The sequence below is a fragment of the Lentzea sp. NPDC037011 genome (genome assembly GCF_055607425.1).
This window is the reverse complement of sequence record NZ_JBVJRT010000018.1, coordinates 106,812-118,621: the sequence shown is the minus strand read 5'-3', so window position 1 is coordinate 118,621 and position 11,810 is coordinate 106,812. Positions and strand designations below refer to the sequence as shown.

At 71.8% G+C, this 11,810-nt stretch carries 10 protein-coding genes; 7 read left to right on the top strand and 3 right to left on the bottom strand.

Annotated features, from left to right (window positions below; translation table 11 throughout):
* Positions 1–332 precede the first annotated feature (332 nt).
* The 4 genes from ACZ7CH_RS37590 to ACZ7CH_RS37575 all read left to right on the top strand — a co-directional run bounded on the left by ACZ7CH_RS37590 (position 333) and on the right by ACZ7CH_RS37575 (position 5,322).
* Positions 333–2,045 (top strand): acyl-CoA dehydrogenase family protein, encoded by a 1,713-nt coding sequence (locus ACZ7CH_RS37590; RefSeq protein WP_470376112.1) that lies wholly within the window; start codon positions 333–335, stop codon positions 2,043–2,045.
* Complete coding sequence (locus ACZ7CH_RS37585; RefSeq protein ID WP_360388390.1) at positions 2,032–2,907, top strand: alpha/beta fold hydrolase; 876 nt, start codon at positions 2,032–2,034, stop codon at positions 2,905–2,907. The genes ACZ7CH_RS37590 and ACZ7CH_RS37585 overlap by 14 nt, the downstream gene beginning before the upstream one ends.
* On the top strand, positions 2,904–3,905 hold the full coding sequence (locus ACZ7CH_RS37580) for a zinc-dependent alcohol dehydrogenase (protein WP_360388308.1): 1,002 nt from the start codon (positions 2,904–2,906) through the stop codon (positions 3,903–3,905). The genes ACZ7CH_RS37585 and ACZ7CH_RS37580 overlap by 4 nt, the downstream gene beginning before the upstream one ends.
* 61 nt (positions 3,906–3,966) lie before the next feature.
* Positions 3,967–5,322 carry a hypothetical protein gene (locus ACZ7CH_RS37575; RefSeq protein WP_470376111.1) on the top strand — a complete coding sequence of 452 codons (1,356 nt, stop codon included), beginning with the start codon at positions 3,967–3,969 and terminating at the stop codon, positions 5,320–5,322.
* On the opposite strand, the gene ACZ7CH_RS37570 is transcribed toward ACZ7CH_RS37575, so the two are convergent.
* Together ACZ7CH_RS37570 and ACZ7CH_RS37565 are read right to left on the bottom strand one after the other, a co-directional pair.
* The gene (locus ACZ7CH_RS37570) at positions 5,251–5,937 is read right to left on the bottom strand and encodes an SDR family oxidoreductase (protein ID WP_470376110.1); all 687 of its coding nucleotides are present in this window, start codon (positions 5,935–5,937) and stop codon (positions 5,251–5,253) included. The two genes, ACZ7CH_RS37575 and ACZ7CH_RS37570, sit on opposite strands and share 72 nt — an antisense overlap.
* Positions 5,934–7,469, bottom strand: a complete 1,536-nt coding sequence (locus ACZ7CH_RS37565) for an AMP-binding protein (RefSeq protein WP_470376109.1) — start codon at positions 7,467–7,469, stop codon at positions 5,934–5,936. The genes ACZ7CH_RS37570 and ACZ7CH_RS37565 overlap by 4 nt, the downstream gene beginning before the upstream one ends.
* Before the next feature lie 381 nt (positions 7,470–7,850).
* On the opposite strand from ACZ7CH_RS37565, the gene ACZ7CH_RS37560 reads away from it, so the two are divergent.
* Together ACZ7CH_RS37560 and ACZ7CH_RS37555 are read left to right on the top strand one after the other, a co-directional pair.
* Positions 7,851–9,425 (top strand): HAL/PAL/TAL family ammonia-lyase, encoded by a 1,575-nt coding sequence (locus ACZ7CH_RS37560; RefSeq protein ID WP_458432998.1) that lies wholly within the window; start codon positions 7,851–7,853, stop codon positions 9,423–9,425.
* Positions 9,426–9,453: 28 nt separating this feature from the next.
* On the top strand, positions 9,454–10,152 hold the full coding sequence (locus ACZ7CH_RS37555; RefSeq protein ID WP_470376108.1) for an O-methyltransferase: 699 nt from the start codon (positions 9,454–9,456) through the stop codon (positions 10,150–10,152).
* A gap of 90 nt (positions 10,153–10,242) precedes the next feature.
* On the opposite strand, the gene ACZ7CH_RS37550 is transcribed toward ACZ7CH_RS37555, so the two are convergent.
* Entirely contained in the window at positions 10,243–11,076 is an 834-nt protein-coding gene (locus ACZ7CH_RS37550; protein WP_470376107.1) for a hypothetical protein, read from the bottom strand.
* A gap of 404 nt (positions 11,077–11,480) precedes the next feature.
* Between ACZ7CH_RS37550 and ACZ7CH_RS37545 the strand changes: the two genes are divergently transcribed.
* On the top strand, positions 11,481–11,702 hold the full coding sequence (locus tag ACZ7CH_RS37545; protein ID WP_470376106.1) for a hypothetical protein: 222 nt from the start codon (positions 11,481–11,483) through the stop codon (positions 11,700–11,702).
* Positions 11,703–11,810: the final 108 nt, after the last annotated feature.

Genomic DNA, 11,810 nt, shown 5'->3' with positions numbered 1-11,810 from the left:
CGCGGTGCCCGCCAGCAGAGCCGCACTGCCCAGCAGAAGACGGCGACGGTTGACTGTCATGGAACGCTCCTCGACGCTGAAGAATCCATTGTGGACCGGACAGTGCCGGCGAACGGCGCGTTCGTCGGCAGTGGAACGACGGTACGCCCGCGACTTCGAGGTCACAGCGGAGGCATACCAGGCGGTGGGACGAGGGCGTGATCAACTCGCGGATCACCGCTAGCTTCGCCTCGGACGCTCCACCGCTCATCGGTCAGCCGCAGACCGAAGACTTCTCACCGGTACCCGCCCGTCGTGCCGCGCGTACCCGCAGATCGAGAGGATTCGACCACATGACCGCGACAGCAGGTCCTCACGAGCACCAGCTCCTCACCTCAACCGACCGCCGGCAGACGATGCGCGCCCTGTTGCGGGAGGACCTGTTCGATCCGCGGCTGCGGGACGACCTGCCCCTGCGCGACTACATGGACCTGACCATCGAGCGGATGAAGGCGATCTTCCGGGAAGGCCTCGTCGACAACGACATGTGGATGGGCCGGCCGGATGAGCACGCGTTCCGGTCCATGTGCGACGTGATGGGCCTGACGGGTGCTTTCGACTTCGCGCTCACCTCGACCATCACCGACCACCTCATCGCGGGCAGTGCGCTGTTCAACCACGGCTCTCCCGAGCAGGTCGACCGCTACCACGCCGAGATCGCGCAGATGCACCAGGTCTACGCCTTCTGCTGCACGGAGATCGGGGGCGGCACCAACCTGCGGGAGATCCGCACGACGGTGACGTGGGACCGCGCGGAGCAGTGCTTCACGCTCGACACCCCCTCGGACGCCGCGTGCAAGTTCTGGATCGGGAACATCAAGCACGCCGCGACCGTCGGCATGGTCCTGGCCCGCCTCGTCATCGACGGCGAGGACGTCGGCCACCACTGGTTCCGCGTCCCGCTGCGCGACGAGGAGAACGGCCCTGCCCTGCCGGGCATCACGATCCTGTCCTGCGACCCGAAGGGCGGCATCCAGGCCAACCAGGTCGGCGGTGCCCGCTTCACCGGCGTCCGGCTGCCCCGCGAAGCGTTGATGGAGCGGTACTCGCGCATCGACGAGGACGGGCGTTTCTCCAGCACCCTGCCCGATGCCGGCACCCGTTTCGTGAGGTCGATCGAGACCTTCGTGCAGGAACGCATCTTCCCGCTCAGCGCGGGGGCGCGGGCCGCCGAGCTCGCGACCCACCTCACCTGGCGGTTCGCCGGTCACCGCGAGACCCGCGGCGCGCCCCGGCGCAGGACCCTGCTGGACGAGCCGCTGTTCCGCGACCGCCTGTACCAGGTCCAGCTGCGCAGCCTCGCGCTGCGGTTGCTGGAACGCGCCGTCGTCAGGGGTGTCGAACGCGACTGGCACACCGACCCCGGCCGCAAGAACATGCACGTCCTCACCGCGACGGGCAAGTGCGGTTCCTGGCTGGCCCTGGAGGTCCTGGGCGCGTGCCGGGAGATGTGCGGCTCGCAGGGTTTCCACGGCCACAACCAGATCGTCACCCTGCGGACCGACTTCGAGGTCAACGTGACCTTCGCGGGCGACAACTCCGTGATGGCCTACCAGGTGGCGCGCAGCGCGCTGAGCTCCGACCGGTTCGCCTCCCGCCCGCCGGTGACGTTGCCGGAGCGGGTCGAGAAGGCGCTGACCGAGACGTGGCGCAGCCGCGCGGACGGGTCGTTCACGCACGCCGAGGCCGTCGTGCTCGTCCACGCCCGCATGCTCGACCTCATCCTGACCGAGCACGACGCCGAACCGCTGGTGCCACAACAGGTCATGGACGACCTGGTCGCCGACTTCGCCGCGCACCGGCTGCGCGAGCCGCACCGGGCCGTCTCGCCCGACGGGGAGAAGATCGACCTCCTGGCCGAGCTGCTCGCACCCCTGCCGGAGCTCGTCACCGCCCCCATGGTCGACGACCGCTACCTGGCGGAGTTCACCTCCTCCGCGCGGGCCCTGGGCGTGCAGATCCCGGTGCAGGGCAAGGTGAACCGCCGTGGCGATGCGCGTTCATGAGGAGACGCGTGCGGCGGGCGGGCTGCGGTTCCGCCTGCGGCGCGCCGGAGAGGGTCCGCTGGTCCTCCTGCTGCACGGCTGGCCGCAGACCGGCCACGCCTGGCGCCACGTCCTCCCCGCACTCGCGCGGGACCACGAGGTGGTCGCGCCGGACCTGCGCGGCTACGGGGCCTCCAGCCGGCCGCGCAGCGGGTACGACAAGCGGACCATGGCGGCCGACGTGAGCGGGCTCATGCGCGAGCTGGGACACGAGCAGGCCGTCGTGGTCGGCCACGACCGGGGTGCGCGCGTCGCCCACCGGTGGGCACTGGACCGGCCGGACGAGATCAGCCGCCTGGTGTTGCTCAGCGTCGTGCCGACGCGGGAGATGTGGCGGCACATGGACGCACGCGTCGGGACCGCGTACTGGCACTGGCTCTTCCACCTCGTTCCCGACCTCCCCGAGTTCCTCACCGAGGGGAAGGGCGGGGAGTACGTGCGGTTCATGCTGGCGGCCGGGGCGTTCCGGCACGAGGCGTTCACCGAGGCGGACCTGCGCCACTACGCGGAGACCTACGCCCAGCCGGGGGCGCTTCGCGCGAGCTTCGACGACTACCGCGCCGCCCGCCACGAGGACCTGGAAGCCGACGACGCCGACGCGGAGGCGGGTCGTCGCCTGACGATGCCCGTGCGGCTGGCGTGGGGCGCCCAGGGACTCGTGGGGAGCATGCCCGTGCTCGACCTGTGGCGCGACTACGCCACCAGCGTCGAGGGGGCCCAGATCGACTCCTGCGGGCACTTCCCCGCCGAGGAGCAACCCGACGTCCTGGTCGAGCGGATCCGGGCGTTCCTCGCCGACGAGAAAGCTGTGGTGGAAGAATGAGGGCGCTGGTCGTCACCGAGGAGCGCGGGCTGAGCCTCGCGGAGGTCCAGGACCGCGAGCCGGCACCCGGCTGGGTGCGCGTGGACGTGGCGTTTTGCGCCATCTGCGGCTCCGACCTGCACCTGCGGGCCATGCCGCACGTCGTCCCCGCCGGGGCCGTGCTCGGGCACGAGATCTCCGGCCACGTCGCCGCACCGGGCGGGCAGCGGCTGGCGGCGGGACAGGCCGTGGTGGTGTGGCCGAAGGCGGGCTGCGGGGACTGCGACGTCTGCCGCACGGGCGACAACCACCTGTGCGCGGTGCAGCCGTGGCACCTGAGCTCCCTCGGCCTGGGCACCCGTCCCGGCGGCTACGCCGAGAGCATCGTGGTCCCCGAGCACACGGTCTACGCGGTACCGGACGGCGTTCCGCTGCAACACGCCGCCCTGACCGAACCGCTGTCCTGCGCGGTCCACGCCGTCGACCGCTCCGGGGTGTCGGCGACGGACACCGTCACGGTCCTCGGCGGCGGCACGGTCGGCTTCCTGCTGGCGCACGTGCTGCGGCTGCGCGGAGTCGAGGACGTGTGGGTGGTGGAACCGAGCGCCGTGCGGCGCGCACGCCTGGCCGCCACCGGGATCACCGCGGTGGACGTCGACGAGCCGATGGCGGCCGCGGACGTGGTGTTCGAGTGCGTGGGTTCGGTGACCGCGCTCGCGGAGTCGGCCCGGCGCGTGCGGACACGGGGAACGGTCGTCGCGCTCGGGGTGAACGAGCGGCCCACCGAACTGGACTCGGTCGCCCTCATCACCAAGGAGATCCGGATCGTGGGCAGCTTCGCCCAGAACAGGGGCGCGTTCGAGGCGGCACTGGGCCTCCTCGCGGGCGGCAGCGTCCCGGTCGACCAGATCATCACCGACGTCGTGCCGCTGGCCGACGGGCCGGTCACGGCGATGATGGACGCCCTCAGCGGACGGCCGGGCGACCACCAGGTGGTCATGATCGCTCCCGGCGGGTGACGCGGCCGAACGCGGTCGTCCTCCACGTGGTCGTCCGCCGGCCAAGACCGGCGGGACGCCGATGAGCCACGTCGGCCTGATCGACCTCTCCCCGGAGAACCGCCCGCCACGACTGCGGTGGCATCAGCCGTCCACTCACGCCGAGATCGCCGGGGTGCCGGGTGCGTCCGGTCTGTTCCACACCACGAACGCCGCCGGCACCGGCAGCACACCGCTCCGGCGTGCTGCCGGCAAGGTCCGGGAGCTCGTCGAGCTGCTGGGGGTCGAGGGCGTCGCGGTGCGTTCTGACGCCTACGTCGAGGTTTTCGGCCACGGCTCCAGCGTCGTCCACCCGCAGGTCGAGGTGGGCGGCAATGTCTTCGCGGTCCACGTCAAAGCCGTGCGGAACCGCCTGTTCGACGGCGCCGAGCGCATCGACGTCGTTTCCGGTGTGTGCCTGTTCAGCAACCGGCGGCTGCAGGTCCTCGACGCGGCAGGACGCGACGTGGGCCTGCTGCGATCGAACGCGCAACCGCTGAGGGAGAAGATCGTCAGCCTGCGTGTCGACGACAGGCTTTCGCTCTACGAGTACGAGTCGAGCCTGCGGCAGACGGCGTTGGTCCGCGGGGTCCTGGCAGGTCTGCCGGCATCGACTCCGGTCTCGGTGCTGCTCGACCTCCCGCGGGCCCAGTACTATCTCTTCCTCGCCGATGCGCTGAGGCACGGCATGGTCGGCGCTGAGCTGGCTCTCGGGTGGTTCGACGAGGTGGACACGCGCAGGCAGCGCGTTGCGCAGCTGATGACCGACGAGCTCCACCGTCCCGGCACGGGGCCTCGGCGCAGCCTCACGGTCCGGCTGGCGACCGCGTTCGACGACCTCGCCGAGCACGTGCGGTCGGTGGTCGCCACGGGCGGCGTTCTCGAGCTCGCAAACTGCGTGACCGTCATGGACGCCGGCGGAGATCACGTGTGGCAGCTGCTCAGAACGGTGTGGAGCCCGCGCACGTTCCACGAGCTCGGCCACGCCGGTTACACGATCGAGAAGCTGCGGGCCTCGCTGTCCGTCGAGGGGATCTCCCCCGGCCTGGGCTTGGTGGTCGACAGCGCCTCCGAGCGGTGCGGCCACGCCGCGGCCGAGTCGGTCCAGCGAGACCTCGCCCGCCTCCACCCCGGGCTCTCGTTCACGATGGCCGGTCTGTACTCGCTGGAGAAGCTGGTGGTCGCCGGAGACTCCTGGCGGTCGAGATCCCTGTTCTTCAACGACCCCGGCACGGTCGCCGTCGATGCCACGGGCAACGAGGTGGACCTCTTGGAAGCGGTGGAGGAGCGCTACGGCCGAGCGGAACCCGGTGAGGTCCGGGTCCCGCTACCAGCTGAGCGGCATCGGTTCCCACGCGGTGCGCACCAGCGGGTCCTCGGCGGTCAGGTGCTCGCCTGACCGGTGGTCCGCCGTGCCCTCGACGATCCGGCGCAGCACGGCGGCCGCCTCGGCAGCCGCCGGACCGGTGACACCGGGGTCCACCGGTCCTGGGTGGTAGCTCAGCACCGCGACGCCGTGTTCGCGGGTCTCCGCCGCCAGTCCCTCCGTCAGCCCGGCCACCGCGGCCTTCGCCACCGAGCAGGCGGTCGCACGGGCTCCGGTCGCGTGGCTCACGACGGTGACGATCCGGCCGTGCTTGCGCGGCACCATGCGCGCGAGCACCGCCGCGGTCGTCACCGCCGTGCCGCGCAAGGCGACTTCAACCGCCCGCCACCAGTCGTCCTGGTCGACCTCCCAGGCCGGACCGACCGGGCCGGCCACGTCGACGACGTGCACCAGCGCGTCGAGCGGTCCGGACGCGGCTTCCGCGGCGGTCACCGCCGCCTCCACCGAAGCCCGGTCGGTGCTGTCCATGGTCACCGCGCAGACGCCGGGCAGCTCGTCGCGGGCCTGCCGCAGCGCCCCGGAGTCCCGGCCGGTGATGACGACCGTCGCTCCGGCGCGGCACATCTCCTCCGCGAAGACGCGACCGAAACCCGTGGCTCCGCCCGTGACCAGCACCCCCGGTCTCATCGCGTTCCTCCGGCAGGGACGTCGGTCAACCGGTGCACGAGCGCCTTGCCCATGGCGGAGCGCGGAATCCGGTCGACCGCGGTGATCGACCGGATCTTCTTGTACGGCGCGACCCGGCCCGCCACGAAGCCGGTCACCTCGGACAGCTCCACCGGCTCGCTCAGCACGACGAACGCGACCGGGATCTCGCCCGCGACCTCGTCCGGTGCCCCGACCACCACGGCGTCGGCGACGGCGGGGTGGCTGAGCAGCACGGACTCCAGCTCGGTCGGTGCGATCTGGTGGCCCTTGTACTTGATGAGCTGCTTGATCCGGCCGATGATCGTGACGTGCCCGTCCCGGTCGCGCCGGGCGATGTCCCCCGTGTGCAGCCAGTGTTCGTCGTCGGCGAGGCCGTGCACGGTGCCGTCCTCGTCCAGGAAGCCCGGTGACACCTGCGGGCCGCGGACCCAGATCTCCCCGGTCTCGCCGTCCGCTCCGGTCGCCGGGTCCACCAGCCGGATCTCGGTGCCGGGCAACGCCTTGCCGATCGAGGTCGGCACGGACGGGGTGCCGTCGGGCGGGGCGAAGGTGCACCCGGCCTCCGTCATGCCGTAGCCCTGCACCACCGGTACGCCGAGCATGAGGGCACAGCTCCGCGCGACGTTCGCGGGGAGCGGAGCGCCGCCGGAGTAGACCAGGCGCAGGCTGCCCGTGTCGCGGTCGCCGGTGTCACCGCGCCGGGCGAGCTCCGCGAGGGTGCTCGGCACCAGGTACGCGACGGTGACCTTCTGCGTCTCGATGACCTCCAGGAGATCGTCGACGTCGAACGGGGTGCGGACCGTGACGAGCGTGCCGCCGGCGCGGAGCGTCGGGTTCATCGCCATCTGCATGCCGTAGATGTGCCGGAACGGTGTCGTGGCGAGCACGACGTCGTCGGCGGTGAGCCGGTGCACCGCGTCGATCTGGTCCAGGTTCGACACCAGGTTGCGGTGCGTGAGCACGATCTGCTTCGGGAGCCCGAGGGACCCGCTCGACGTGGCGAGCAGCGCCGGTCGTCCGTCCCCGGTGGCTGCGGGCGCGGCGACGGCCGGCCCGTCCAGCCACTCCTGCCAGCCGGTCGTCCTGTCGCCGGAAGGGATTTCGTCGAGCACGATCACGGTGCGCACCGACGCGGCGGCCGGGAGCGCGGACAGCTGCCGCCACGCCTTCGCCGAGGCGACCACGTGGGCGGCACGGCACCGCTCCAGCACCGGCTGCCACTCGTCCGGGGTGCCCAGCGGTTCGAGCGGGAGCACGACGCCACCGGCCAGCAGGGTGCCGTGGTAGGCCACGACGAACTCGGCCGTGTTGTCGCACACGAGCGCAACGACCTCGTCCGGGCCGCGAAACCGGGACCGCAGCGCGGCGGCGAACCGTTCAGCGGCCTGCTTCAGCTCCGGGTACCGGTAGGAGCGTCCGCTGCTGTGCTCGATGAGCGCTGTGCGCCGGGACGTGGCGTCCTGCCAGACCGACTCGGCGAGGTTGGTCGACCACTGCCCATATGCCGTCATGTCTTCTCCTGCCGCTCGCACGCGCCACGCCGAGGAACCCCGCCGCTGCGGAACGCGGCCCGGTAGGACGCTCCCGACAGTAGGGGCAGAGCCGAGCAGAACACTGCTGTGGAGTTCCGCAATTGTCGCTCGCACGTGGAGGGATCAGGGCCGGCTGTCACCCGGATGCAGCAGAGCCGGCGCACCGGCCTGCCGAACCGGTTGCGCTGCCGGCCTGTGCGAACGACGTTCCAGCGCTTGGAACGAGCGGCAGACAGCACGCGTCCACCGACACACAATCAGCCGGTGGACGTCGAAGACGCGGCAGGCGCGCACCGGTGACCACGCACGAGCCGCTGGTGCACCCGTTCACCCGGCCCACCACCACCCACTGGAGCCCGCATGTCGACGGTTCACGACATCGTCACCCACGACGTCACCCTGCCGGGCCGGCTCGACGCGGCCATGCTGGAGCGGGCGGCCGGGGTGCTCCACGTCGGGTTGTCCGAGACCGCCCGCGCCGAGCTCGAACGCTGCCGCCGGTTCGTCGACACGGTCGTCGCCGACGGCCACGAGGTGTACGGCGCCACAACGGGTTTCGGTCCGCTGGTGACCTACGCCGGCCGGGACACCGCGGCCGGGCAGTGCGACAACACCCTGCAGCACCTCACCGCGGGACAGGGCGCCGACCTGCCGGTTCCCGTTGTGCGGGCGACGGTCCTGGCTCGGCTGGCGTCGCTCACGAGGGCCAGATCCGGTGTCACACCCTCCGTTGTGGACGGTCTGACCGCGATGCTGCGCACGACGTTCACCCCGGCGGTGCCGACCTACGGGTCGGTCGGCGCGAGCGGCGACCTCGTCCCGCTCGCCTACGTCGCCCAAGCGCTGCGCGGCACCGGTCACGCCTATGTGGACGGTGTGCGGTTGCCGGCGGCCGAGGCGCTGCGGGCGGCGGGCCTCACGCCGCTGGAACTCGACGGGCGCGACGCGCTCGCGCTGGTCAACGGCACCTCGCTGACCGCGGCCACCGCGGGTCTCGCGTGGCGGTCGATCGGCCGGTCGCTGCACACCGCCGCCGCGTTGAGCGCGCTGTTGGCGGACGTGCTCGGCAGCACCACCGCGTTCCTCGACCACCGGCTGCTCGCCGCGTTCGGCCACGCCGCCGCCGGTGAGGTCGGTGCGCGGATGACCGCGATGCTCGACGGCACCCGTCCGACCGGCCTGCGGCCCTTGCAGGAGCCCTACAGCGTCCGGTGCACCCCGCAGCTCCTCGGCGCCGCGACGTCGGCGCACCGGTACGCGGGCGGGGTGGTGCACGACGACCTCAACGGGGTCAGCGACAACCCGCTGTTCTTCGTGGACGACGAGGCCGTCGCGCACGGCGGCAACTTCTTCGGCCAGCCCTGCTCGTTCGTGAGCGACCTGCTCACCACCGTCGCGGTGCAGGTCGGCAACCTCGCAGAGCGGCAGCTGGACCTGCTCGTCGACCCCAACCGGAACACCGGGCTCCCGCCGATGCTGTCACCGCGTCCCGGTGTGCACCACGGGGTCCAGGGCGTGCAGCTGGCGTCGACGGCGATCGTGGCGGCGATGCGCCGACAGGCGGTGCCCGCGAGCGTGCAGAGCCTCCCGACGAACCTGCACAACCAGGACATCGTCCCGTTCGGCACGCAGGCGGCGCAGAACGCGTGGGAGACCGCGCGGTTGCTGCGGCACCTGCAGGGCGGGCTGGCGGTCGCGTTGCGGCAGGCGGTGCACCTGCGCGCCGACCGGCCGACCGCGCCGTTCTGCGCCGGCCTCGCCGACCGGTTGGCCGAGGCGATCCCGCCGATCGAGCAGGACCGGCCGCTGGACGCCGACGTGCGCCTGGCCGCCGACGTCGTGGACGCCCACGTCGCCGGCGCCGGGATGGCCGAGCCCTGCGACCCCGGGGGTTCCGGGGACGTCACGGCCGCCGCGTGGAACCAGGGCCTCTGAGCCGCCGCACCGACCGAGGAGGTCTGGCATGAGCGTGACCCTGAACGGCACGACCCAGGTGGACAAGCGGATCCGGTTGACCCCCGAGATCCTCGACTACGTCCTCGCCTGCACCGAGCAACCGGTGCCGGTGCAGCGGTGGCTGATCGATGCCACGACCGCCCTCGGCCAGGTCGCCGAGATGCAGATCGCCCACGAGCAGGCGGTGCTGTTCACCCTGCTCGCCGCTGCGAGCGGGGCGCGCCGGATCGTCGAGGTCGGCACGTTCACCGGCTACTCCGCGCTCGCCTTCGCCAGGGGCATGCCGGCGGACGGCACCATCGACACCTACGACATCACCGACCGGTGGGCGCCGACCGCGCGCCGGGCCTGGCAGGAGGCCGGGTTCGCCGACCGCATCCGCCAGCACATCGGCCCGGCGGCCGACCTGCTGGACCGGCTGTCCCCGGAGCCGGCCGTGGACCTCGTGTTCATCGACGCGGACAAGGTCGGCTACATCGGGTACTGGGAGCAGCTGCTGCCGCGGGTCGTCGACAACGGACTGATCATCGCCGACAACGTGCTGTACGCGGGTGAGGCGACCAGCGCCCACTCCGAGGGCAACGCCGCCGCGATCCGCGCGTTCAACGAGCACGTGCGGGCCGACGACCGGGTGCAGGCGGTCATGCTGCCGCTGGCCGACGGGCTGACCATCGCGCGGAAACTGCCCGCCGGGTACCGGCGGTGAGCTGACCAGGACGGTTTGAGCGCGGGCACGAGAATCGAGCTGACCGAGTCGGTCAGCTCGATTCTGCTGTCACGAGGACGGCAGGGACGGTCACGGCAGTGCGGCCCCGACGGGTGCCTCGGCCGGCAGGGGCCCGGCGACGACGGCGATCAGCTCGTCGACCATGCCGGGGAGGCCGGTCGGCAGGAGGGCGAACACCTCGGCCCGCGCGTCGACCGGGTCAGCGGCGAGGTCGTCCCGGATCGCGTCCAGCCGCGTCAGCATCGCGGCGGTGAAGCCCGCTTGCGTGACCACTCCGCGGTGCACCAGGAAGAACTCGTCGAACAGATCGCGTTCGGCGTCCGTGATGTCGTTGCCCGCGCGGCCTCCGTGGCCCTTGAACAGCGAGGCCCCCTCGGGCACCAGCATCTGCGCCACGGTCATGTGCACGAGGCGGTTGCGCTTGAGCGCTCGCTTGAGCACGCCGTCGCGGGGCACGCTCAGCGTGCCGAGCAGGCTGGCCACCCGCTCGTGGTCGCGGGCCCACAGGCCGCTGAAGGCCGGGTGCTTCGCGGCCATCCGCGGGCGGATGGACCGGGCGTAGACCTCCGGGGTGCAGCTGCCCGCGTAGAGCAGCAGCGCGTTGTAGCAGTCGTACCACCACGCCGCCCGTGCCGTGCCGGCCTCGGACAGGCCGCCGGTTCGTCCCGCGGCGGCGAGCAGGTCCGCGAGCATGCGCCACACGCCGAACGTCACGTGGTGGCCGATCATCCAGCGGTAGAACGCCCGATCCGCGTCGTCGGCCGCCACCCTCGCGACGGGCGCGGACAACTTCGGCGCCACCGGACCGGCTTCGAAGACGGGGTCCGGCTCGGCCAGCGGATCGCCGGGCATCGGCAGGCACAGGACGTCGAGCCCGAGCGGTCGCTCCCACACGGTCGTCATCAGGCGGTCCGGAGTCCGTCGGGCGGGTTCGCGGTGAGCGGAACACCGACGCACCGACACCCGGACAGAGGGGAAATGCTTTGTGCGCACATGGTCAATCGCCTTCTTGGCCCGATGACGGAGATGTCCCGACCGGCGGAACGCCTGGTGTGCCGGCTGGTCGCGCCCTCCCGTCGTCGCCGGTGGAGCCATCGAAACCTGCTGTGCGGCAACGGCGGAAGTGCGCGTTCCACCGTCCGGGACGAGGACGGGTGCGCGCCATTACCCGTGGGCGTAAAGGAAATCAAGTGTGCGCCCAATGCCCTTGTCGTCGGCTTTCCCTTGGCACCACCACGTCTGTTCGCCAGGCTGTGCGACACATCGCCCCACCCGGGCACGCTCATGGACTTTTCGAGAGGAACAGCATGCTGAAGAAGCTGATCGCCGGCGCCGCACTCACGTGCGCGTCGCTCGTGGTGGTCGCCCCGGCCGCGCACGCCGCGTCGTTCGCGGGCGTCTACCCCAGCCACAACGCGGCGGTCAAGGCCTGCAAGCAGGGTGTCGCCCAGGGCCGTTGGTACGACACGTGCAGGTACCAGGGCTACACCAACTCCAGGCAGGTCGGTCTCTGGGTCCAGCCCCGGTAGTTCCCCCTGACCGCCCTGTCCGCGGGCGTGGCAGAGCCGGTTCGGGTCTGGTACGCCCCCACCGGTTGGGAGCCCTCCTTACCCGCTCTGTGGAAAAACCCCCGACCT

What these genes read in the sequence shown, in the direction of transcription:
- ACZ7CH_RS37590 (WP_470376112.1), top strand. Translation starts at nt 333, where the DNA reads ATGACCGCGACAGCAGGTCCTCACGAGCACCAGCTCCTCACCTCAACC.
- ACZ7CH_RS37585 (WP_360388390.1), top strand. Translation starts at nt 2,032, where the DNA reads ATGCGCGTTCATGAGGAGACGCGTGCGGCGGGCGGGCTGCGGTTCCGC.
- ACZ7CH_RS37580 (WP_360388308.1), top strand. Translation starts at nt 2,904, where the DNA reads ATGAGGGCGCTGGTCGTCACCGAGGAGCGCGGGCTGAGCCTCGCGGAG.
- ACZ7CH_RS37575 (WP_470376111.1), top strand. Translation starts at nt 3,967, where the DNA reads ATGAGCCACGTCGGCCTGATCGACCTCTCCCCGGAGAACCGCCCGCCA.
- ACZ7CH_RS37570 (WP_470376110.1), bottom strand. Translation starts at nt 5,937, where the DNA reads ATGAGACCGGGGGTGCTGGTCACGGGCGGAGCCACGGGTTTCGGTCGC.
- ACZ7CH_RS37565 (WP_470376109.1), bottom strand. Translation starts at nt 7,469, where the DNA reads ATGACGGCATATGGGCAGTGGTCGACCAACCTCGCCGAGTCGGTCTGG.
- ACZ7CH_RS37560 (WP_458432998.1), top strand. Translation starts at nt 7,851, where the DNA reads ATGTCGACGGTTCACGACATCGTCACCCACGACGTCACCCTGCCGGGC.
- ACZ7CH_RS37555 (WP_470376108.1), top strand. Translation starts at nt 9,454, where the DNA reads ATGAGCGTGACCCTGAACGGCACGACCCAGGTGGACAAGCGGATCCGG.
- ACZ7CH_RS37550 (WP_470376107.1), bottom strand. Translation starts at nt 11,076, where the DNA reads ATGACGACCGTGTGGGAGCGACCGCTCGGGCTCGACGTCCTGTGCCTG.
- ACZ7CH_RS37545 (WP_470376106.1), top strand. Translation starts at nt 11,481, where the DNA reads ATGCTGAAGAAGCTGATCGCCGGCGCCGCACTCACGTGCGCGTCGCTC.